At 35.4% G+C, this 18,071-nt stretch carries 34 protein-coding genes; 11 read left to right on the top strand and 23 right to left on the bottom strand.

Annotated features, from left to right (window positions below):
- Window positions 1–7: 7 nt before the first annotated feature.
- Window positions 8–418, top strand: coding sequence for an MAPEG family protein (locus tag O5639_RS02505; RefSeq protein WP_269624925.1), 411 nt, complete (start codon window positions 8–10; stop codon window positions 416–418).
- Here O5639_RS02505 and O5639_RS02500 read toward each other — a convergent pair.
- The 9 genes from O5639_RS02500 to O5639_RS02460 all read right to left on the bottom strand — a co-directional run bounded on the left by O5639_RS02500 (window position 395) and on the right by O5639_RS02460 (window position 4,403).
- Window positions 395–676, bottom strand: a complete 282-nt coding sequence (locus tag O5639_RS02500; protein ID WP_269624924.1) for a hypothetical protein — start codon at window positions 674–676, stop codon at window positions 395–397. The genes O5639_RS02505 and O5639_RS02500 overlap by 24 nt on opposite strands.
- Window positions 677–691: 15 nt before the next feature.
- Window positions 692–1,540, bottom strand: coding sequence for an LOG family protein (locus O5639_RS02495; protein ID WP_269624923.1), 849 nt, complete (start codon window positions 1,538–1,540; stop codon window positions 692–694).
- A gap of 93 nt (window positions 1,541–1,633) precedes the next feature.
- Complete coding sequence (locus O5639_RS02490; protein WP_269624922.1) at window positions 1,634–1,975, bottom strand: DUF1330 domain-containing protein; 342 nt, start codon at window positions 1,973–1,975, stop codon at window positions 1,634–1,636.
- Window positions 1,976–2,062: 87 nt separating this feature from the next.
- Entirely contained in the window at window positions 2,063–2,473 is a 411-nt protein-coding gene (locus O5639_RS02485) for a DUP family protein (protein ID WP_269624921.1), read from the bottom strand.
- 69 nt (window positions 2,474–2,542) lie between these two features.
- Window positions 2,543–2,788 carry a hypothetical protein gene (locus tag O5639_RS02480; protein WP_269624920.1) on the bottom strand — a complete coding sequence of 82 codons (246 nt, stop codon included), beginning with the start codon at window positions 2,786–2,788 and terminating at the stop codon, window positions 2,543–2,545.
- Between the two features lie 128 nt (window positions 2,789–2,916).
- Window positions 2,917–3,051: a hypothetical protein gene (locus O5639_RS02475; protein WP_011294994.1), complete on the bottom strand. Its 135-nt coding sequence runs from the start codon at window positions 3,049–3,051 to the stop codon at window positions 2,917–2,919.
- Window positions 3,052–3,084: 33 nt separating this feature from the next.
- Complete coding sequence (locus O5639_RS02470; RefSeq protein WP_011294556.1) at window positions 3,085–3,261, bottom strand: hypothetical protein; 177 nt, start codon at window positions 3,259–3,261, stop codon at window positions 3,085–3,087.
- Window positions 3,262–3,456: a hypothetical protein gene (locus tag O5639_RS02465; protein ID WP_036904235.1), complete on the bottom strand. Its 195-nt coding sequence runs from the start codon at window positions 3,454–3,456 to the stop codon at window positions 3,262–3,264.
- Window positions 3,457–4,172: 716 nt separating this feature from the next.
- Entirely contained in the window at window positions 4,173–4,403 is a 231-nt protein-coding gene (locus O5639_RS02460) for a TIGR02450 family Trp-rich protein (RefSeq protein WP_011294554.1), read from the bottom strand.
- Window positions 4,404–4,877: 474 nt separating this feature from the next.
- Here O5639_RS02460 and pstS point away from each other — a divergent pair, with 474 nt between their 5' ends.
- Both pstS and O5639_RS02450 read left to right on the top strand, forming a co-directional pair.
- Window positions 4,878–5,849, top strand: coding sequence for a phosphate ABC transporter substrate-binding protein PstS (gene pstS, locus O5639_RS02455; protein ID WP_269625507.1), 972 nt, complete (start codon window positions 4,878–4,880; stop codon window positions 5,847–5,849).
- Between the two features lie 118 nt (window positions 5,850–5,967).
- The gene (locus O5639_RS02450; protein WP_269624919.1) at window positions 5,968–6,147 is read left to right on the top strand and encodes a hypothetical protein; all 180 of its coding nucleotides are present in this window, start codon (window positions 5,968–5,970) and stop codon (window positions 6,145–6,147) included.
- 41 nt (window positions 6,148–6,188) lie between these two features.
- Here O5639_RS02450 and arsJ read toward each other — a convergent pair whose 3' ends face one another.
- Window positions 6,189–7,451: an organoarsenical effux MFS transporter ArsJ gene (gene arsJ / locus O5639_RS02445; protein ID WP_269624918.1), complete on the bottom strand. Its 1,263-nt coding sequence runs from the start codon at window positions 7,449–7,451 to the stop codon at window positions 6,189–6,191.
- Between the two features lie 4 nt (window positions 7,452–7,455).
- Window positions 7,456–8,487 carry an ArsJ-associated glyceraldehyde-3-phosphate dehydrogenase gene (locus O5639_RS02440; RefSeq protein WP_269624917.1) on the bottom strand — a complete coding sequence of 344 codons (1,032 nt, stop codon included), beginning with the start codon at window positions 8,485–8,487 and terminating at the stop codon, window positions 7,456–7,458.
- 138 nt (window positions 8,488–8,625) lie between these two features.
- Here O5639_RS02440 and O5639_RS02435 point away from each other — a divergent pair, with 138 nt between their 5' ends.
- Together O5639_RS02435 and O5639_RS02430 are read left to right on the top strand one after the other, a co-directional pair.
- Window positions 8,626–8,955 carry an ArsR/SmtB family transcription factor gene (locus tag O5639_RS02435; protein ID WP_269624916.1) on the top strand — a complete coding sequence of 110 codons (330 nt, stop codon included), beginning with the start codon at window positions 8,626–8,628 and terminating at the stop codon, window positions 8,953–8,955.
- A 90-nt stretch (window positions 8,956–9,045) separates the two neighbouring features.
- The gene (locus O5639_RS02430) at window positions 9,046–9,264 is read left to right on the top strand and encodes a hypothetical protein (RefSeq protein WP_219045868.1); all 219 of its coding nucleotides are present in this window, start codon (window positions 9,046–9,048) and stop codon (window positions 9,262–9,264) included.
- 224 nt (window positions 9,265–9,488) lie between these two features.
- On the opposite strand, the gene O5639_RS02425 is transcribed toward O5639_RS02430, so the two are convergent.
- From O5639_RS02425 to O5639_RS02415, 3 genes are all read right to left on the bottom strand, one after another.
- Complete coding sequence (locus O5639_RS02425) at window positions 9,489–9,626, bottom strand: hypothetical protein (RefSeq protein WP_269624915.1); 138 nt, start codon at window positions 9,624–9,626, stop codon at window positions 9,489–9,491.
- A gap of 108 nt (window positions 9,627–9,734) precedes the next feature.
- Window positions 9,735–9,911 (bottom strand): hypothetical protein, encoded by a 177-nt coding sequence (locus O5639_RS02420; RefSeq protein WP_269624914.1) that lies wholly within the window; start codon window positions 9,909–9,911, stop codon window positions 9,735–9,737.
- 2 nt (window positions 9,912–9,913) lie between these two features.
- Window positions 9,914–10,090 carry a hypothetical protein gene (locus O5639_RS02415; RefSeq protein ID WP_269624913.1) on the bottom strand — a complete coding sequence of 59 codons (177 nt, stop codon included), beginning with the start codon at window positions 10,088–10,090 and terminating at the stop codon, window positions 9,914–9,916.
- 165 nt (window positions 10,091–10,255) lie between these two features.
- Here O5639_RS02415 and O5639_RS02410 point away from each other — a divergent pair, with 165 nt between their 5' ends.
- Window positions 10,256–10,363, top strand: a complete 108-nt coding sequence (locus O5639_RS02410; protein ID WP_011294533.1) for a high light inducible protein — start codon at window positions 10,256–10,258, stop codon at window positions 10,361–10,363.
- Between the two features lie 149 nt (window positions 10,364–10,512).
- A complete protein-coding gene (locus O5639_RS02405; RefSeq protein WP_187152595.1) occupies window positions 10,513–10,668 on the top strand; it encodes a high light inducible protein in 156 nt (51 codons plus the stop codon).
- 395 nt (window positions 10,669–11,063) lie between these two features.
- On the opposite strand, the gene O5639_RS02400 is transcribed toward O5639_RS02405, so the two are convergent.
- Together O5639_RS02400 and O5639_RS02395 are read right to left on the bottom strand one after the other, a co-directional pair.
- Window positions 11,064–11,324, bottom strand: a complete 261-nt coding sequence (locus tag O5639_RS02400) for a hypothetical protein (protein ID WP_269624912.1) — start codon at window positions 11,322–11,324, stop codon at window positions 11,064–11,066.
- A gap of 291 nt (window positions 11,325–11,615) precedes the next feature.
- Window positions 11,616–11,828: a hypothetical protein gene (locus O5639_RS02395; RefSeq protein WP_269624911.1), complete on the bottom strand. Its 213-nt coding sequence runs from the start codon at window positions 11,826–11,828 to the stop codon at window positions 11,616–11,618.
- A 517-nt stretch (window positions 11,829–12,345) separates the two neighbouring features.
- On the opposite strand from O5639_RS02395, the gene O5639_RS02390 reads away from it, so the two are divergent.
- Window positions 12,346–12,522: a hypothetical protein gene (locus tag O5639_RS02390; RefSeq protein WP_269624910.1), complete on the top strand. Its 177-nt coding sequence runs from the start codon at window positions 12,346–12,348 to the stop codon at window positions 12,520–12,522.
- A gap of 109 nt (window positions 12,523–12,631) precedes the next feature.
- Window positions 12,632–13,135, top strand: a complete 504-nt coding sequence (locus O5639_RS02385) for an alternative oxidase (RefSeq protein WP_269624909.1) — start codon at window positions 12,632–12,634, stop codon at window positions 13,133–13,135.
- A 46-nt stretch (window positions 13,136–13,181) separates the two neighbouring features.
- Here the strand turns inward: O5639_RS02385 and O5639_RS02380 are convergent, their stop codons facing one another.
- Together O5639_RS02380 and O5639_RS02375 are read right to left on the bottom strand one after the other, a co-directional pair.
- Entirely contained in the window at window positions 13,182–13,451 is a 270-nt protein-coding gene (locus tag O5639_RS02380) for a hypothetical protein (protein ID WP_269624908.1), read from the bottom strand.
- A 435-nt stretch (window positions 13,452–13,886) separates the two neighbouring features.
- Window positions 13,887–14,033, bottom strand: coding sequence for a hypothetical protein (locus O5639_RS02375; RefSeq protein ID WP_269624907.1), 147 nt, complete (start codon window positions 14,031–14,033; stop codon window positions 13,887–13,889).
- A gap of 871 nt (window positions 14,034–14,904) precedes the next feature.
- Between O5639_RS02375 and O5639_RS02370 the strand changes: the two genes are divergently transcribed.
- Window positions 14,905–15,045 carry a hypothetical protein gene (locus O5639_RS02370; RefSeq protein WP_269624906.1) on the top strand — a complete coding sequence of 47 codons (141 nt, stop codon included), beginning with the start codon at window positions 14,905–14,907 and terminating at the stop codon, window positions 15,043–15,045.
- 253 nt (window positions 15,046–15,298) lie between these two features.
- A complete protein-coding gene (locus O5639_RS02365; protein ID WP_269624905.1) occupies window positions 15,299–15,469 on the top strand; it encodes a hypothetical protein in 171 nt (56 codons plus the stop codon).
- 31 nt (window positions 15,470–15,500) lie between these two features.
- Here the strand turns inward: O5639_RS02365 and O5639_RS02360 are convergent, their stop codons facing one another.
- The 5 genes from O5639_RS02360 to O5639_RS02340 form a co-directional block, all read right to left on the bottom strand.
- Window positions 15,501–15,641, bottom strand: a complete 141-nt coding sequence (locus O5639_RS02360; RefSeq protein ID WP_269624904.1) for a hypothetical protein — start codon at window positions 15,639–15,641, stop codon at window positions 15,501–15,503.
- Between the two features lie 228 nt (window positions 15,642–15,869).
- Complete coding sequence (locus O5639_RS02355; protein ID WP_269625506.1) at window positions 15,870–16,160, bottom strand: MTH1187 family thiamine-binding protein; 291 nt, start codon at window positions 16,158–16,160, stop codon at window positions 15,870–15,872.
- 524 nt (window positions 16,161–16,684) lie between these two features.
- A complete protein-coding gene (locus O5639_RS02350; RefSeq protein WP_269624903.1) occupies window positions 16,685–17,122 on the bottom strand; it encodes a hypothetical protein in 438 nt (145 codons plus the stop codon).
- 113 nt (window positions 17,123–17,235) lie between these two features.
- On the bottom strand, window positions 17,236–17,382 hold the full coding sequence (locus tag O5639_RS02345; protein WP_269624902.1) for a hypothetical protein: 147 nt from the start codon (window positions 17,380–17,382) through the stop codon (window positions 17,236–17,238).
- Window positions 17,382–18,068, bottom strand: coding sequence for a hypothetical protein (locus O5639_RS02340; protein ID WP_269624901.1), 687 nt, complete (start codon window positions 18,066–18,068; stop codon window positions 17,382–17,384). The genes O5639_RS02345 and O5639_RS02340 overlap by 1 nt, the downstream gene beginning before the upstream one ends.
- Window positions 18,069–18,071 lie beyond the last annotated feature (3 nt).

Here is an 18,071-nt window from a genome sequence, read left to right as displayed (position 1 = left end):
TTATTCCATGGAAATAGCGTTTGCTTGGAGCCTTTGTCTGTCTGCCGTTGTTGTTTTGCTTTCAATTGGGCCACTAACTTATGGCCGAGTCAAAGCTGGATATTCGGCCGAGAATATGAGTGCTCCAAGAGCTTTATTTGATGAGCTCCCCGATTTTGGCAAAAGAGCTGTTTGGTGTCATCAAAATTGCTGGGAGAGCATAGCTCTTCACGCGCCTGCGTGTTTACTATGTCTGATTGCCGGTGTTGTCTCTCCTGTAGCAGTGATAGCTGCGTGGGTTCACCCATTCGTGAGGTTTATTTATATCGGTGCTTATGTTGGTGATATTCCTCCTGCTAGAGGACTTTGTTGGGCATCGGGCCTTTTATGTTCAACTCTTTTGTATAAAGAGGGCTTAACTGCTTTGCTTTCTTCTTAATTGATCAACGATTAAACTTCTTGGCTTGCCAGTCTTAACAGGATTTAATCGATCAAGTATTACCGCAACAGCAGTGATCCAAGAACTTCCCTCTGGAATATTGGTTTGATTACAAATATGTTTTGGAGCTAGTTCAAGAGAAAGATTCGTATCGATTTCATTGATTACCTGTTGATAATGTTTTTCTAAAAGCTCAACATCCTCTTTCTCGAGAATGTTGCCTGAACAATACCAATCTAGTGATGTTTTCCAATCCATTTTCTGATGATACGTTTATTGTTTGATAATGTCCCATGCTTCTGAAGCACTATCGGCGTATTGAAAGAGATTCATGTGATCATCTGAGATAAGTCCGTGGTCTGAAAGGAATTGAAAGTTGATAACTTTCGACCAATAATCTCGACCAAATAGAATAATTGGAATTTGTGTTTTCATTCCTGTTTGACGTAGAGTAAGTAATTCAAATAGTTCATCAAATGTTCCAAATCCTCCTGGGAAAAACACTGCTGCAACTGATCTCATTACAAAATGAAATTTTCGTAAGGCGAAATAATTAAATTTAAAGCAAAGCCCAGGCGTGATATATGAATTGGGATGTTGTTCATTTGGGAGACTTATATTTAATCCTATGGATTTACAGTCGGCGTCAAAAGCACCTCGATTCGCAGCCTCCATGATCCCAGGACCACCACCAGTGACAATTACATGTGAATTGCAGTGTTCTTTTTGGTTTTGTCTGGAGACAATCTTTGCGAATTCTCTGGCTGAATCGTAGTAATGAGATATCGATTGTAAATTCTTTAGGCGTGTTACTTCTCTATGTAAATTAGATGAGCTCGGATCTTTGGTGAGTGAGTTCATCGCTAGTGCAAGTCTGTGATCTATAGAGCTTTTATCGGTAAGGCTTGCTCCTCCAAAGACGATGATTGTTGATAAAATATTTTGTTCTTCTAGGATTTTTTCTGGTTTATTAATTTCTAGAAGCATTCGCACTCCTCTCATTTCATCACTATTGAGTAACTCTCTATCTTCATGGGCTAATTGGTAATTGTTCGAACTAATAATTAATTCAAGGTTTTTCCTGACTAGTCCTAGATCGTCACTTCTATTTTGAGTACTCATCAAAATATGCCTCCTTGAGTTTTAATGCGGTAAGGAATTAGATCAATTCATCCAACCATGTGAAATGAATGGTGAAGTAGCCGATGCCATTATCTACATTCCCATTGCTCTTCTAAGTTTTGTCGCCTCGTCCATTCCCTCCATGATTGTGAAAGTAGAATTAACTGTCGCGGCTGTACGGAGCTTTGATAGCTCTTGATATTCACTGGATTCATAAGCTTCTAATGCTATTCGCATTGATGGGAATTCACAAATGACAGCTAGGTTTGAATCTTCAGTTTTTTCTTTTCCTATTGGGTCTGTATCTTTCGCAAATACCTCCCCACCATTTTCTTTGAGCCATGGCACAACTTTTTCAACATATTCATTAAATAATTCTTGATTAATAACCTTTGCAGTTGAGATCCAGTACCCTTTGGCTCCTTTCTTATCCATTACCTTTTAATTAATTATAAATTTAGGATAGATCAGACTTAGGTCAAAAAATAATTTTCAAATCAATGGCCTATAAGTTTCAATAATTTATTTCCATAGACTTCTTTTTTTTAAAAGATCTTCGATATTTGGCCATGCTGCAATTAATTCCTTGAGGGCTTGTCTATTTGGAGTGTATAACACACATGAGAAGGCACTGATGACATAAAAGACAAACCACAACTTGTTGATTGAGTACACAGAGACAAAGGAGAAGATAAAACTACCAATGAATACAAAAAAGAGTGATCGATTTATTACTTCAAGTGGAGATCTTCTTAATCGTCTAAGCAATCTTTTTGTAGATTTTGTCTTTGAGAATCTTTGTGCCTCTATTTCTTCTTCTTTGATTAGTTTTTCATTTTCTTGATCTAAGATTTCATTTGATCTGACAATATCCTCTATCTCTTGACTGGATAAGTTATCTAGAGGCTCTGAGTCTTTTTTTATTGCTGCCATTAGTTCAACAAACTTAAAAGTTAGATGGTTATCTGCATATACATTACTAAAGAGAATGTTTGCATTTGGTTAATTGCCTAGGCCTGGTGGAAAAGGAAAAACTTGTTCATCCCCAAAAATATCCTCCATACTCAACTCTTCACTTTGTGACTCCATTCCTACAGCTTCTTCTTCCGATTCCATTCCCATTTCATATGAATCACCTTCTCCATAATCTTCTGGTGGAACCCAGCCTTGTATTACAGCTTCAGCACTATTCAATCCAGAGAAAACAATGAATACGAATAAAACTAATTTGATTAGAAAATTTTTCATATAACCATGCTCTCATTACCTAGGCTAATGCTTGATCAGAAGCTTGTTTAGCTTTAGAAGTTGTAAAAATACCTTTGGGTTTGTCTAAGCTAAATCGAGGCCTTTCTCTTTCTTATTGGCAACTGATTTTAATCAGCATTTTGTCTGACAGGTCTCATCATCCCGCCTCCATCATCATCATCATCCCCAAAGCCAAAAAATAGCCAGGTAATAGCAAATACAGCTAATGCCCCTGATAGCGTCAATGCTTGTAACTCGTTCAAAGCTTTTCGGCTAATTTTTCACGACCTTAGCCCTTATTTCGTTTTTTTGTTGATGAGGAGAGCTTTCTTTCTGGTTATATTGTCGAAACTTAATTTGATTACTAATGGAAGAATTAACCAAAAGAGTGGAAGAACTTGAGCGTCGAGTCCAGCATTTAGAAGCAGTGCTGCAATACCAAGCAAGAAAAAACAAATAATCTCTGTTGCCATCTAACCAATACCTGGAATATCAAATGGGAGTTTGTCTTCCAGTACTACTAAGTATTTTTGGACTGCTGGAATTCGAAGTAGAGCTAATGGAACAACAATATTTAGAACAATCCACGCTCCTCCAACTAATGGAGCCCATTTACCAGCTTTTTTAATAAAGCTCATTCCCTTCTCTTTCTCTGGAGACTGATTCATGTTTTTGATTTATTGATTAGATCTTAGCTAGACCCCAAACTTACTATTTTTGATCAGGTTAAGTGGAAATGCAATGGGCATTAAGGCTGATTGCGTTGAGGTGCGAATAGAGCAAAGATACGTTTGTTGAGCTCAGAGGCACCATTGATGGTCGACACTCCACCTGAGTATTTAAGAGAAGCGAACTGAATTCTGGTTCCTGCTCCAACATTCTCAATGAATAAGTAGGCTATTCGTCTGATGCGACAAGGATCAATGATTTAGGTGCGTCAATTCAGTCGAAACTCCTCTGCATCGTTTAGGTGCCCTAACGGAGAAAAAAAGCCTTTCTACTAGACACTTGGCCCCAGGCCACCAATATCCAGAAGCTTCCAAAGAATCGGTAAAGAAAAAGGGCCCCCTGAGGCCCTTTTTAAATGTCTAATTAAATGTGATTATTATTTCTACGGTTTCCCTACCCAAGACGTACGGTCCTACAGAACCATTGAAGAAAAGGAAAATTTAGGATAAATGTACGTCAGGCAATCAATTGTTTTGGTCATCAATTGATTGGCTTCTGGGGAGGAGCACTGACGTTTTTTATTCAAAGAAACAACCTTCTAAAGCTCAGTATAAAAAGAAGGTTGTCCTGAGAAGTTCAAAAAATATAAGAACAAACCACTGTCAGCCGTGTAGGAATAATTACCTAAATATCTGTTTTTTATTTTCTCTAAAGATTAGTTGCCATCGCAATCTTCATCTTTTGGCAACTGAAGCCATCCACTCGTCCACTTTGAGTATGTTTTTAATTCCGACCATGGAACTTTTATAAGAATTTCGTTGTTGTTAACCGGAAATAGTTCTACCCACCGTTCATCTTTTTTGCCTCCATAGCTTTTAACTTCAAAATGTCGATAACCTTCTCTTTTTACGGCTGAGGTCCAAGCTGCATTCGGTGGCCATCTCATTTAGTTTCCTCTTTTCTTCAAGCCTTCACTCTTTATTTATTTTAGTCTAAATTTATACACTTAAACCTTATTTATGTTTTATATTTTTGTAAACATAACATTTTTAATCTAGAAAGATTCCTTTAACAGATAAATCTTTTCTCTCACTAGGATCTGGATATGTGTTTTTGTATTGGCTAATAGATATAGATGTGCCGATCATTAAGACTAGAATTATTAGAAAATATTTTACTTTGTTTTTCAACTTCTTATTAAATGCTTGATTGATCTAATGATTGGTTTTCATCCAAGCATCAGCCCTAATATTGCTCATAAATATACCGCTTCGCTCCATCAAACAGATATGTTTATTTTGAATTAGTTTTTTTTGCCGTAAGTCCTATATCAAGCTATATTGATTATATCAATAAATATTGATCAATGTCAGTGCCTTCACGTCCTATGCTTTCATTGCTTTTACGTCGCAAACCTTTGATGAGCTTAGCTAAGAAGAGTCTTGTCCTCTCCTCTTTAATTATTCTTGGCTCAGGTGGAAGTGCCTTTGCGGGTGCTCGACTCAGCGGAGCTGGAGCTTCTTTTCCCGCTAAGATCTACACTCGATGGTTCTCTGACTTAGCTAAAGAGCGTGGACCTCGTGTTAACTATCAAGCTGTTGGTTCAGGTTCTGGCCGTAAAGCTTTCATTGATGAAACCGTTAATTTCGGTGCGTCTGATGATCCGATGAAAGCAACAGATATTGCAAAAGTTACGCGGGGATTAGTTCAAATCCCAATGGTTGGTGGCACTATTGCTTTTGGTTATAACTACGATTGCGATCTTAAACTTACTCAAGAGCAAGCTGTTCGTGTTGCTATGGGTAAAATTACAAACTGGAAAGAGGTTGGTTGCACTGAAGGAAAACTAACTTGGGCACATCGTTCTGATGGCTCCGGTACTACGAAGGCTTTTACAAATTCCATGCAGGCTTTCTCTAAGACATGGACTCTAGGAACAGGTAAATCTGTCGCCTGGCCTGCTGGTGTTGGTGGTAAAGGTAATGCTGGTGTTGCTGGCGTTATTCGTAACACTCCTGGTGCAATTGGTTATGTAAACCAGTCATATATTAGAGGTGAAATCAAAGCAGCCGCTCTCCAAAATTTATCAGGAGAATTTTTACAGCCAACTACTGAGGCTGGTGCGATTGCTCTTAATGGAATACAACTAGATGAAAATTTAGCCGGTAATAACCCTAACCCTAAGGCCAAGGGTGCATACCCAATCGCAACCCTTACATGGATTCTTGCTTACGAAACTGGTAATGGTAGAAACACTGATGCCATTAGAGATTCACTTAACTACCTACTAAGTGATAAAGCCCAGGCTAAGGCTCCTTCTCTTGGCTTTGTTCCTCTAAAAGGTGATATTCTTTCCAAGTCTCGCGCTGCTGTAAAGCGTATTGGTAAGTGAATTAATTCCTTATACATTAAAAAGGAGGCAATAGCCTCCTTTTTAATGTCTTTTTTGCTAGCCAGTCACTTCCTAACTTAAGCTGAAAAAAATCTTTAATATGAAAAAAAAAGAATCAATGAATAGTTGGAATGAAATAGTTGGATCACCCATTTGGTGGGTTCCAGTTTCACTACTAGTTTTATTTATTTCGATTGAGGGATTACATCTAGCCGAACATGGTAAAAACTGTAAAACGAAAGCAGCTTGGATGAATGAAGTTGGACTTGAATATGACAGAGAATCAGAGGTTCAGTAGTCCTTCTTTCCCTTGATATTTAAATTTTTTAATTGAAGGTCTTAGGAATTTTTTATAGCTTTTGTATTTGATATCGGAGGTAGTCGTAAACTAGTCAACAATGAGATAAATACAAATAGGCTTGAACACCATAAACATAGTTGCATTCCTATAGAGGCATTAGCTCCTATCATGAATAAAACTCCTGATAGGAGAGTACCAGTCAGTCTCCCTGCCGCATTTGCCATGTAATAGAAGCCGACGTTTAGACTCACGTTTTCCTTGTCCGTATAAGCAAGAACCATATATGAATGTATTGATGAGTTCATTGCAAAAATGAACCCAAATAATATCAATCCAGCTGTAATTGCTATTTCTGGATTGCTTTGTCGCCATAGTGCTATTGCTATTAGCGCTGGTATTGCAGTTAAGGCAGCGCTCCAGAATTGAACAGAAGAAACTCCTGGGCTTGTTTTATTTCCCCATAAATTTCTTAGAGACGGCGCAAACGCTTGAATAAAACCATAACCAATAACCCACAATCCTAGAAAAGCTCCAATCTCAGAAAAATTCCAATTTAGATACGTTTCAAGAAAAACAGGAAGTGCTACGACGAACCATACATCTCTTGCTCCAAAGAGAAAAAAGCGTGCAAAAGAGAGGACATTGATCACTTGAGATTTAGAAAATAAGTCTTTAAAGATGGGTTTGCTTTTCATCTTTCCAATATCTCCAGGCAAAATTAATGTCATTAGAAATGACAGACCTAAACCGATAGCCATTAATTCAACTGCTTTATTAAAACCGAAACTGGTCAGCAACAATCCACCAAGAAAGAAGCCAACTCCTTTGAGTGCATTTTTTGATCCAGTTAAGATAGCTACCCATTTAAATAATTGATTATTTCCACCATTGTCTTCTGAGGAGTCTGGAACGACAGTTTTGATGGCACTTTTAGCACTCATCTTATTGAGATCTTTTGCTATACCACTAATTGCTTGAGCAACCATGACATAAATGACACTCAAAAGTTTCGACCAACCACTCGAAACTGGTATCAACATCAATAAGGCGCCGATTTGTAAAAGAGTCCCGCCCCATAGTGTTAGACGTAATCCATATCTAGCTCCTATCCAACCTCCGTAAAGATTAGTGATGACGCCAAAGAACTCATAAAAAAGGAATAAGAATGCAATTTCTAAGGTTGTATATCCAAGGCTATGAAAGTGAAAAATCACTAGCATCCTTAGAGCACCATCTGTCAGTGTGAATGCCCAATAGTTGGTCGTTACTATTCCATATTGTTGCAATGCCGTTAATCGCATGTTTTTATTTTTTGCCTTTTTCGAGATTTATGACATGGGAAACGAGATCTGCCATTCGACAGCTATAACCCCATTCATTGTCATACCAAATATAGACTTTCAGTTGAGTTTTATTGACCACCATGGTTGAGAGAGCATCAATGATTGAACTTCTCGAGTCATTGACATAATCGATTGATACAAGTGGCTTTTCTTCGTAACCAAGTATTCCTTTTAGCTCTCCTTGAGAGGCTTCTTTGAACACATGATTGACTTCTTCTTGCGTGACCTCTTTCTCTAATTCAAATACAGCATCAGTTAAAGATCCATTGAGGAGAGGAACTCGAACTGCATGACCATTTAATTTTCCTTGTAATTCAGGGAATATCATCCCTATCGCTTTTGCTGATCCTGTCGTTGTTGGAATTAAGCTTTGTGATCCGCTTCTGGCTCTTCTTAAGTCTGGCTTAAATGAATCAACGTTTACCTGAGTATTTGTTAGGTCATGGAGTGTAGTGATGCTTCCATGCTTAATACCAAAGCTTTGATTAACGACCTTAACGACTGGAGCTAAGCAATTAGTTGTGCAGGATGCTGCTGTTACTAAGCGATGTTTATTGGGCTCATATAAATCATGATTAATACCGTAGACGATATTTAGAGCATCCTCTCCCTGTATTTCACCTTTAACAGGACATGCAACGACAACTCTTTTCATTCCAAGAGTATCGAAATATGGATTTAATGTTTGAGGGGTTTTGAATTTTCCTGAACATTCGAGAATTAGTTCTATTCCTTTTACCTTCCATGGGACTTTTATAAAATCGCTTTCCTTTGAAAAAGATATTGGTTGATCTTCAATACTCAGGTTGTTTTGGTCGTTGCTTATCGCTTTGTTCCAACGACCATGCACTGAATCAAATTCAACTAAATGCGCAGCTCCCTTTGCATCACCCAATGGATCGTTGATATGTGTAATCTCGATATTTTCCCTACCCCAGAGCGCTCTTAGAACAAGTCTTCCTATTCGACCGAAACCATTAATACCGATTCGCATAACCTGTAATTGAGTTGATTGAGTGAATCAATAAAGGATAAGATTCCTCATATCAATTTATATTGATGTATAGAGGTTCGTCGATGCAAGCCTTTTCTGAGGTTTGTTTTATCATGTGATTATATTTTTCCTTCTGTGATGGCCACAGCGATAAATAGCGAAGTAGTTCTTGAAAATGCAATGGCCAGGAAATTGCTAAAAGCTTTATCTGATCCATTGCGATTGAAAATCATTGAGTCTCTTTCAGGAGGAGAGCGATGTGTTTGTGATTTGATTAATGAAATTGGCTTGGCGCAATCGAAAATATCTTTTCATTTAAAAGTTTTAAAAGACGCAGGTTTGATTACCGATAGGCAAACTGGTAGATGGGTTTATTACCAATTGAATATTGACTCATTAATTTCTTTGCAAGATTGGATTGAACTGTTAAAAGAAAGCTCGCAACAACCATCGCAAGCTTGTAAATAAAGCAATTAATTTAAATCTAGTTTCCAATTGATTTAGCTCTATTCAGAATTGTTCTAATAATTTTTAGGTAATTATTTCTACTAGGTATCAATGGATACTCTTTTATGCTTGGATAGTTATCATATTCTTATTACATCAAGATTTTTTGATATGAGCAAGAAAATCTCTAAGAAAGCCAGTGCTATTAGAACAATTTCTTTAGCAGTTGGTTCTCTAAGCCTTCTCGTTATTGCTGTTTCTCAAGTTACAGGCAATGAGGCCTGCACAAGCAATGCTTATTCGATTGAAAATCAAATAAGACTTTCATGATTTTATTTTCAATCCAATATTTATAGTGCTTGATATTTTTAGGTGAATTTTTCAAGAGATATTTTTATTACTAGTTTGATCATTTTGGGATCCTCTTCGATTGTTGGATATTTTTACCAACTGCAAATTGCTGTTGGATATGCATTGTTTAACGTGTTGGTACTATTTATTTGGTCAAAACTCGCATCTCGCTAAACCTTCATTCATCCCGACTTATACATAAATTATTCTTGGTCTTGTGAAAAATCTGCTAGTTCCATTATTTTTTTAAATTCGAGCATCTCCTCATCCGAAACACCTGTTTTCTCCTGAAGTTCTTTTAATAAAGCATCTATTTTTCTTTTGATATTTTCTTCGCTCAAAATTTTTAATTAACTAGATGACTAATTATATATTCAATTCCCCCTTAAACCTGTTTAAAGTCGACATGTTTATGTAGTCAATAAGTACATATTATTTTGGTAGTCAATTCAGGCTTGTGCTCCATCTGCTACACGCATCGTCATTCCTCCATCCATGTCATCATCATCGTTGTTATCCAATATTGCCTTTCCAACCTCATAAAGAAGAAAAGTCCCAACAATTATTAGAACGAAAAGGAAACTAAAATCTCCTGAGTTTGAAGCGTATGTTTGAATTTCACCCATAATTATCCTCTGTTAAATAACCCTCTTCTCTTTTGTTGTGGCTTAGCTGCTCTAGTTCCACGAGACTGCTGCATTTCAGCTTTAGTAATTGGCTTACGATTTTGGAAAGTATCCCAACCAAGTAAAGCCACAGTTCCAATGGCTCCAAAGAAAAGAACTACACCTGGTATTAAATACATCTAGTTGAATTAAGTTCAACAAAGTTAGTGGAATTATTATTTAGACCGTGGATAAAAAATATTGCTTCAGCTAATAACCCTGATAACTTTTGCTGTGTACGGGTGACCCCTTTACATTCCTTTACTTTTCCTTTACATTCATTGCCATTATTTGAGTTTAATCTCGTGACTCCAGAAGCAGAAAAGTTTAATGGTTGGATGGCAATGATCGGCTTTATTGCTGCTTTCGGTGCTTACGCAACAACAGGTCAAATCATTCCAGGTATTTTTTAGGTTCTTATATGACTTCTAGTAACCCAGTTTCTGATCAATCAATAGTTCCAATTGATAATCAATCAGAAGGTCAATCTGTTGATCCAACAGGAATCCCTGCTTACAGTTCTGCTTCTAACCAGATCATTACTGAATATGGCAAGCAAAACATGTTTGCTACCCAAGTACAAACTCAATTAGTTGAAAACTATTCCAGCTATCCCGAAGAAGCGGAAAAGACGAATGGTCGTTGGGCAATGATCGGAATGATTGCTTTACTAGGCGCTTATATCACTACTGGACAAATTATTCCTGGCATTTTTTAAATAGCTTTAGACAAATCAATCTTCATATAAATCTAGAGGTTTGTCTCTAGATTTTTTATGTTTCACCATGCATTTAATACATATTTCTGTTTTTTCAAAATAAGAAATTTACAAGCAAAAAATGCTAAAAGTAATCATCTTAGGAGCATTTCCTTCAACGATATCAGATTGTCCAAGCAAAGTCATTCTTAGGAAATACGATCACTGATCATCCTTATCAATGGCGCGATTGACCAAATCGCAAGCACTGCAAACATGATAAAAATAATTATTTTTGATTCCCATTTTTCCATGAAAATCGCTTATCTAATGATCACTTATAGCTGTGGATTTTTACTAACTTTTGAAAAAATTAGTAATCTATTATAAATCAATACTTTTAAACAAATAATTGATCAGTCTTTACCTGAATTTTTACCAAAACCTGGAATAAAAGGAAATGCTTGATCATCTCCAAGGTCTGGCGCAGAACTAGTTTTCGAGCCATTCAAGGCATCACTTGATTCTTCGATCACAATACCCATAGAGTTGTCTTCGTTCATATCAGATGCCATTTGAGCGGCAACTACAGGGTTGATTCCTGAAAAAACAGTTGTTGAAAATATAAAAACAGACAAAGCTAAAAAGCTAACAGTTCTAAAAATCTTTTTGAACATGGATATAAATCAGTTATGTACAATCTAACGTCGGCATTCACCCGAACGTGTTAGGTCTGAATACTTAATTAATCAGAATCATTTAGATAATAGGGGTCGTAGCAATTGTTGAAACTTCTGAGAAGATTGCAACAGCCATGAATATGTAAGGAACTAATTTCATTGTTTTTGTGAAATATGTATTAAGCATATATGCTCATCATCTAATAAGTGGTAGCTGATTGTACGGTTCTCGCCCCAACGACTATAAGTAAATTTGTTTGTGGCTATAAAAATATCTGATAACCAATATCAATTGCTATCACTGTTTTGTTGGATCGCTTTTTTTGCAAGATTTTCTAATTGATCAGGTGAAACTGGTGTCGTTTTGTTTTTTCCTTCTTTTAATCCTCTTAGTAAAGAAGTAATTATTGCCAGTCCTAAAAATGCTCCTAACCCCAACCAAAAAATTCTCTCTACTAAGAGTGTTGTCGGATTACCAATTGCATCAGTTACTTGTTCCATCTTCTCGATTTTGTGAAAAAAATAAGGATCAGAGCAGTTTTTTACTAATTTTGCCTTAATCCATCTTGGGAATTATGTGCAAAAATTCTTGGCATAAAAAAACCCTCAAATTTGAGGGAGAAGATACTGAGAGATCCCCATCACCCAGTAATTTGAAAATACTACTCGCTGTGTACATATTACGCAAGCTAATAATTCCAGATATGGGCCTTTTTTTCTGTTTTTTTAATCTTTCTAACACCAGATATGGTAGGGGTTGCAATTTGGATGAAAAACAGTTAAAAATAAGATCCCCATCACCCAGGCCCGAAGGACACCATACCTAGGGTCTTTTTTATTGGAATTGCTTTTTATTAAGATCTTGGAGTTATTTAGTGACTCTGCGGCTGTGGAAAACTTAGACAGCTTGAAGTAATTTTTTTACACAAGTTTCGATTAGATAAACATTCACTTCGTGCTAACCGTAACACTAAATATTTTTAGATCAGTTAGGTTTATGCAAACAATTTTCTGATACATGTCTGAGCTTCAGCTAGTTGACTCTTTCCCCATCTGGAAAGCTGTTTTATGGTGTTTCTATCCTATGGCTGCTCTAGTTCTCGTAGAACTAATTTCAAGAGCGTTTCCAGATGATGATGACGATTTCGGTGGAGGAAAGATGATTCCTACTTACCAACCTGTTCGAGCAAGGTAGATTTAATCTTTAGTCCACTTCCATATTCAGCTATCGATAATTAAATAAATAAGTTATTACCCAACTTCTTTTGTTAAGTATTTATACTTAAATGGTGAGATAAGGAATTATGAAAGGTTTTAATTCATTTGTTTTAGATTTTAGTGTAAGTATTCTTGATCGGATCTACGAAGGTAGACCGATTCAACGTTTTTGGGTTCTTGAGGTAATCGCTAGAGCACCTTATTTTGCATTCTTATCAGTTTTGCATTTACAAGAATCGCTTGGCCTAAAGACTCCTTTAAGCAACAAGCTCATGAAGGCTCATTTTTACCAAGCAATCAATGAGACGGAGCATTTAGAAGAGATGGAATCACGAAGCGGCAATAGATATTGGGTTGATCGATTTCTTGCTAGGCATTTAGTGCTCTTCTATTACTGGGTAATGGTTTTTTATTACTTGCTATCTCCATCCAATGCATACGATATCAATATAAAAATTGAAGAGCATGCGTATGAAACTTATGCAAAGTATCTAACCGTTAATCCAAACGATCAGAGGATACGTGAAATTGCTCAAGATGAGATCAATCATGCGAAAGAATTAAAAGAAGCAATCGCTTTGATTAGTTAATACGCCAACACTTTGTTGGTATTCATATTTCTTTGTGGTTATTTCATTATCTAAAGCAAGCATCTCCAACAATTCTAAGCTTCTCAATGCGAGTAAGGTCCTCTCTCTTTAGCAAGGTTTTAGGGGAAAGAGCTAAGCCTAATTTGATTCTGTTGGGCAATGATTCAACTAATGATTCAATATCCGTTAATTCTTCATTGGATGAAGCAATAACATCTTTTGTGCATTCCCAACCTTTGGTTGTAATGATTTGAGGCCATATTAACCAAAGTCCGCTAAATGCTCCGAGAATTATGAAAAACAGATTTCTAATCATTGTTCAGATTTTATTGAGACTCATCTTTTGATTTAATTCTTTATTTATACCAAATCAATGTGGATCCTCAAGACTAGAGACAAGGTTCTGCAGTTCTCGTAACACATGATTTTTTATCTAAATTATCTAATACATTATCGCGAGCCATTAATAATTTCGTGTTAGAGGAATTTCCGTAAGCCAATCCAAGAACTTGTCATGTTCCCTCCCTAAACGGATCGTATTAGAAAATCACTACGCTTACTTTCAATAGTGGAAGTATTTTGAATATGCATCTCAATTTATGATGCAAAAATCAAAAAATATTTTAAGGTTTTTTGGGTATTCGTACCAATTTAGACTTTTCAATTCTTTAAGCTGCGTTTCATTTGGTTTTTTCATATTTGCGTAAACGTTAAATCCGTCGTCTAAATCTTTAGGAATATTTTCATTAACCTAGAGCGATTCTAAAACTGCATCAATGAAGAATGCTTCCTTAGATGAATTGAAAAATTTAATTTTTTGAGGATCAGTTGTACATCCTTTAGCTATTTCTCCAAAAATGCTTATTTGTTCTTGTTTACTTGTTTTATCTCTCGACATATCTGCGACTTGATATGAGAAAAAATTATAGACCCCAAACTTACTATTTTTGATCAGGTTAAGTGGAAATGCAATGGGCATTAAGGCTGATTGCGTTGAGGTGCGAATAGAGCAAAGATACGTTTGTTGAGCTCAGAGGCACCATTGATGGTCGACACTCCACCTGAGTATTTAAGAGAAGCGAACTGAATTCTGGTTCCTGCTCCAACATTCTCAATGAATAAGTAGGCTATTCGTCTGATGCGACAAGGATCAATGATTTAGGTGCGTCAATTCAGTCGAAACTCCTCTGCATCGTTTAGGTGCCCTAACGGAGAAAAAAAGCCTTTCTACTAGACACTTGGCCCCAGGCCACCAATATCCAGAAGCTTCCAAAGAATCGGTAAAGAAAAAGGGCCCCCTGAGGCCCTTTTTAAATGTCTAATTAAATGTGATTATTATTTCTACGGTTTCCCTACCCAAGACGTACGGTCCTACAGAACCATTGAAGAAAAGGAAAATTTAGGATAAATGTACGTCAGGCAATCAATTGTTTTGGTCATCAATTGATTGGCTTCTGGGGAGGAGCACTGACGTTTTTTATTCAAAGAAACAACCTTCTAAAGCTCAGTATAAAAAGAAGGTTGTCCTGAGAAGTTCAAAAAATATAAGAACAAACCACTGTCAGCCGTGTAGGAATATGTACTTAATGTCTAATTCATTGACTCATCCATATTTTGGTTATCGTTTTGATTAGTAAATTTATGTAGGATAAATTTCTCTATCATTTTTTTAATTCAGTATATCGAAAGGCAATTACCCCTATCGGTATTTACGGTCTCTGAGGCCAATTGTGAGTGGTTAAATTTGCATCTGATTTTTAACTTTATTAATGTCTAAAGAAACTTACCAAGAAATTAAAAGAATCAGTGGAGAAGAATTAAGAGAACTCCTATCTGATCTCGATAATGTTTATGACTTAGGTACAGGTACTTTAATGGGTGATAGTTATTTGACTTCTTCAGATTATTAGGTTTCCATTTATTACTGTTTTGTTGTTAAAAAATTTTTTTTCCTACATTTGAAAAAATATGTTTCTAATGAATCATTTTTTTTTGCGACATATATAGATTTTGTAGAAAGTGTTGGTTTTTTCTCTATTGACTTTGAGATTTTTTATTTCCAGAGAGAATTTTTTTTAGACAATAAAAAAGATAATTACATTGAAGCTGTCAAAATAAAAGTTAATGAATGAATAATTTGCTAGAACATAAAAAAATAGAAAAATGCCAAAAGCTTTTGAGGAATTTAAATTCTCTGATGATCAAAAAAAAGGAGCAGTATCAGTATTTTGGGAGAACGTTCATCTTGCAGCCAAGGCCTTGAAAGAAGATACTGATTGTCCCAACGAGATCATTGCTAGTGGGTTAAGAGCCGTCGCTGCTGAGTGGGATTGATTATCTAGCCATCTAAAAATTTAGGATTTTTTTACTTATAATCTTGTTTTGGGTTTCTATTTGATTCTGGTTTCTTTTTGTCTTCTTCTTCTTTTTCAAATTGCTTCATAGCTTTACTGCCTATTGCATCTTCGATTAATTCAAAAAACCATGTTTTAATAGGGTTAGGCATTCTTAGAGAATTAGATAGTTTGTTAATAACCAGAGACCAACGATAAACATAGCGGCTCTTCCGTGAATAACTTCTGATCTGCTTAGGCGAGCAAAGATAGTCATTAATTACCGTGCTGGTATCCTTTTTATATCACTACTTCTCTAAATATGCATGGGTAATTGTTGTGATCTTTCTTTTGTTTTTGGTTTTTAATCTTTTGCTCAATGCTTTTAAATTCTTTTGCTATCAGGCTCTTATACTTTGCACTTTCTCTTTAAATAATTGCTTCTTATCTGTACGTGTATTGACTTTTAATGTTGTATAAACACGTGGTGCACCTTTGCTATGAACCACCTCATGGCAACTCTTTACGCATTCAAAAACTTTATCCCACTCCCCTTCAATTGCAGTACCATTTGGACCCAGTTCATACTCCAGCTTATTTTCTTCAATAATCGATAAACATTCCTTTATGTATGGAGATAATGAAACACCTACTCCTATTGGTACCAAGCAAAGATCTATGCTAACCCACATATGAAAAGAAGAATGAAAGGATTTTTGAAATTCTAGCTTCAAAACTTTTTACTTTATGTCTTCTTAACTAATAGATTAAAATCACAAAATTTTTCGTAGATCGGTTATTACGCATGTTTTTACCCAGATATTTAACTCTTCTTATCTGTGAATTTATTAACATTCAGAAAAATTTTTCTGATTTATGGATAACAACAAAATTAAGGTTCTTCCATTTTTCATCATTACATTCTCTATTTTTATCAGCGGTTTAACTGTTGTCTTTACCTAAGTGTTTGTATCTATACCTCCTGTTAGAGTAAGAAATCTAGTCAAATCAATGTTTTTAAATGAACTTTGCTACGATAGCCATAATCACATTTATTTCTACTGTATCTTTCTACATAATTTTTTTAATGCTGGGAGTTGGTGGTATAGCAAAAAACCGCAGAGCTCAAGGTCTTGATAAAAATAAAACAAGTGATAAATAATGGATTTATAAAATACTTAAATTAGTATTTTTTTTATTTTGTAAATAAATCTTCTTAACCTCTTCCTTTTTGACAAGTACCTATCAATGTTCTATTACTTTGAGGGGATTCAACTGTATATGTACCATGGGTTCCATTTATTTTGTAGATATTTTTAACCCTATTTCTATTATCTCTGTCAGTAATGGTGTATGAATTACGTCTAATCAAAGTCCTGCCTTCTTTTTTTATTCCTTTTTCGTCAATGGTAGATATTAATCCATCCAAATTAATTGTTAGATAGCTCGTTTCCCAATCTGGTTTGATTAGAGCACCTCTATTTATTTCATATTTACCAATACATTTTAGAAAAATTTCTTCAGATTTGCTTTGTTGTAATGGTAGCAAGAGTATTCCTGAAAGAAACACGATAAGGAAACGAAGATTCTGAGGTTTGACAGAGATTATTAAATTTTTTAAATTAGGAACTAAGATTTGAATGTTTTTATCCATATATTTCTTGTATTAAATTTACTTTTTATGATTTTAATCTAAATCCCTATTTTGTAGTTGTTTGTTTAGTTACTCACAATTTGTTAACCGATAAAATAGTAAGAGAAAATAATTTACTCTTTCTTTCCTTTTAAAATCATTGTTAATGGAACGCCTACTGTAAATAGTATTCCTATGGCTAGGATGGTCAATCCCATTGGGGAAAGGATGTCTACTCCTCCCATGATATGTGATGCTTGATGTGGCGTAGTAAAAATCATTAATACATTGCGTAGGCCCAATGTATTGATAGATTATTTTCTCCAAGATACTTTTGCAATTTTCTTGAATTGACTTTTAATACTATTCCGTTTGTTGGATAGCGTTTAAATAATTTACCCTCTTTCCAACATTGAAGATAGATTTCTATATCTGAAATAAAGTTTGTGAATTGGGTTTGAGGAATTTCAAAATTTAGATTTTTCAATTCTTGAAGTGATTGAAAATGATTGATATTGCAGTGAAATATTTGAAAAGCACAGAATCTAGTCCTTATTAACTGCGGTTTAAAATTTTCAATTTTTCTAAATTCAGTTTCAAAATTATTATTTGATGTATTTTCATCGTCGTATAGGACTCCTCGGATTTCTATTTTGCTTTTAATCGGTATTGTGTTAGGTATATTTTTTAAAGATCTTACGCTTTCTGTTATGTCTTGATTATTTTCATTTATTGCCTTATTTACTTTTCCATTGAAATATTGAATTCCAATTCCTGATCCAATGATTTTCGGCTCTAAAATTATTCTCGTATTGGGAAGAAGTGATTCCAACCATTCATGAATATTTCCTTGTCCTAATGTTAATAAGGCTTTTCTTCCAGATTTGTAATTAAAGATAGAATTTTCTTTAGAGATTCTCTCAAGATTTCTTATAAGGTGATCTGATCCATCAGTCTCTTTCCTCATCCT

This window comes from Prochlorococcus marinus str. MIT 1214, assembly GCF_027359355.1.
Lineage (GTDB): Bacteria > Cyanobacteriota > Cyanobacteriia > PCC-6307 > Cyanobiaceae > Prochlorococcus_B > Prochlorococcus_B marinus_F.
Note: the sequence above shows the minus strand (reverse complement) of the source record. Positions and strands in the feature narration are given on the sequence as shown.

Coding starts and splice junctions, on each gene's coding strand:
- O5639_RS02505 (WP_269624925.1), top strand. CDS start 8: ATGGAAATAGCGTTTGCTTGGAGCCTTTGTCTGTCTGCCGTTGTTGTT.
- O5639_RS02500 (WP_269624924.1), bottom strand. CDS start 676: ATGGATTGGAAAACATCACTAGATTGGTATTGTTCAGGCAACATTCTC.
- O5639_RS02495 (WP_269624923.1), bottom strand. CDS start 1,540: ATGAGTACTCAAAATAGAAGTGACGATCTAGGACTAGTCAGGAAAAAC.
- O5639_RS02490 (WP_269624922.1), bottom strand. CDS start 1,975: ATGGATAAGAAAGGAGCCAAAGGGTACTGGATCTCAACTGCAAAGGTT.
- O5639_RS02485 (WP_269624921.1), bottom strand. CDS start 2,473: ATGGCAGCAATAAAAAAAGACTCAGAGCCTCTAGATAACTTATCCAGT.
- O5639_RS02480 (WP_269624920.1), bottom strand. CDS start 2,788: ATGAAAAATTTTCTAATCAAATTAGTTTTATTCGTATTCATTGTTTTC.
- O5639_RS02470 (WP_011294556.1), bottom strand. CDS start 3,261: ATGGCAACAGAGATTATTTGTTTTTTCTTGCTTGGTATTGCAGCACTG.
- O5639_RS02465 (WP_036904235.1), bottom strand. CDS start 3,456: ATGAATCAGTCTCCAGAGAAAGAGAAGGGAATGAGCTTTATTAAAAAA.
- O5639_RS02460 (WP_011294554.1), bottom strand. CDS start 4,403: ATGAGATGGCCACCGAATGCAGCTTGGACCTCAGCCGTAAAAAGAGAA.
- pstS (WP_269625507.1), top strand. CDS start 4,878: ATGAGCTTAGCTAAGAAGAGTCTTGTCCTCTCCTCTTTAATTATTCTT.
- O5639_RS02450 (WP_269624919.1), top strand. CDS start 5,968: ATGAATAGTTGGAATGAAATAGTTGGATCACCCATTTGGTGGGTTCCA.
- arsJ (WP_269624918.1), bottom strand. CDS start 7,451: ATGCGATTAACGGCATTGCAACAATATGGAATAGTAACGACCAACTAT.
- O5639_RS02440 (WP_269624917.1), bottom strand. CDS start 8,487: ATGCGAATCGGTATTAATGGTTTCGGTCGAATAGGAAGACTTGTTCTA.
- O5639_RS02435 (WP_269624916.1), top strand. CDS start 8,626: ATGGCCACAGCGATAAATAGCGAAGTAGTTCTTGAAAATGCAATGGCC.
- O5639_RS02430 (WP_219045868.1), top strand. CDS start 9,046: ATGGATACTCTTTTATGCTTGGATAGTTATCATATTCTTATTACATCA.
- O5639_RS02420 (WP_269624914.1), bottom strand. CDS start 9,911: ATGGGTGAAATTCAAACATACGCTTCAAACTCAGGAGATTTTAGTTTC.
- O5639_RS02415 (WP_269624913.1), bottom strand. CDS start 10,090: ATGTATTTAATACCAGGTGTAGTTCTTTTCTTTGGAGCCATTGGAACT.
- O5639_RS02405 (WP_187152595.1), top strand. CDS start 10,513: ATGTTTGCTACCCAAGTACAAACTCAATTAGTTGAAAACTATTCCAGC.
- O5639_RS02400 (WP_269624912.1), bottom strand. CDS start 11,324: ATGTTCAAAAAGATTTTTAGAACTGTTAGCTTTTTAGCTTTGTCTGTT.
- O5639_RS02395 (WP_269624911.1), bottom strand. CDS start 11,828: ATGGAACAAGTAACTGATGCAATTGGTAATCCGACAACACTCTTAGTA.
- O5639_RS02390 (WP_269624910.1), top strand. CDS start 12,346: ATGTCTGAGCTTCAGCTAGTTGACTCTTTCCCCATCTGGAAAGCTGTT.
- O5639_RS02385 (WP_269624909.1), top strand. CDS start 12,632: ATGAAAGGTTTTAATTCATTTGTTTTAGATTTTAGTGTAAGTATTCTT.
- O5639_RS02380 (WP_269624908.1), bottom strand. CDS start 13,451: ATGATTAGAAATCTGTTTTTCATAATTCTCGGAGCATTTAGCGGACTT.
- O5639_RS02375 (WP_269624907.1), bottom strand. CDS start 14,033: ATGTCGAGAGATAAAACAAGTAAACAAGAACAAATAAGCATTTTTGGA.
- O5639_RS02370 (WP_269624906.1), top strand. CDS start 14,905: ATGTCTAAAGAAACTTACCAAGAAATTAAAAGAATCAGTGGAGAAGAA.
- O5639_RS02365 (WP_269624905.1), top strand. CDS start 15,299: ATGCCAAAAGCTTTTGAGGAATTTAAATTCTCTGATGATCAAAAAAAA.
- O5639_RS02360 (WP_269624904.1), bottom strand. CDS start 15,641: ATGCCTAACCCTATTAAAACATGGTTTTTTGAATTAATCGAAGATGCA.
- O5639_RS02355 (WP_269625506.1), bottom strand. CDS start 16,160: ATGTGGGTTAGCATAGATCTTTGCTTGGTACCAATAGGAGTAGGTGTT.
- O5639_RS02350 (WP_269624903.1), bottom strand. CDS start 17,122: ATGGATAAAAACATTCAAATCTTAGTTCCTAATTTAAAAAATTTAATA.
- O5639_RS02345 (WP_269624902.1), bottom strand. CDS start 17,382: ATGATTTTTACTACGCCACATCAAGCATCACATATCATGGGAGGAGTA.
- O5639_RS02340 (WP_269624901.1), bottom strand. CDS start 18,068: ATGAGGAAAGAGACTGATGGATCAGATCACCTTATAAGAAATCTTGAG.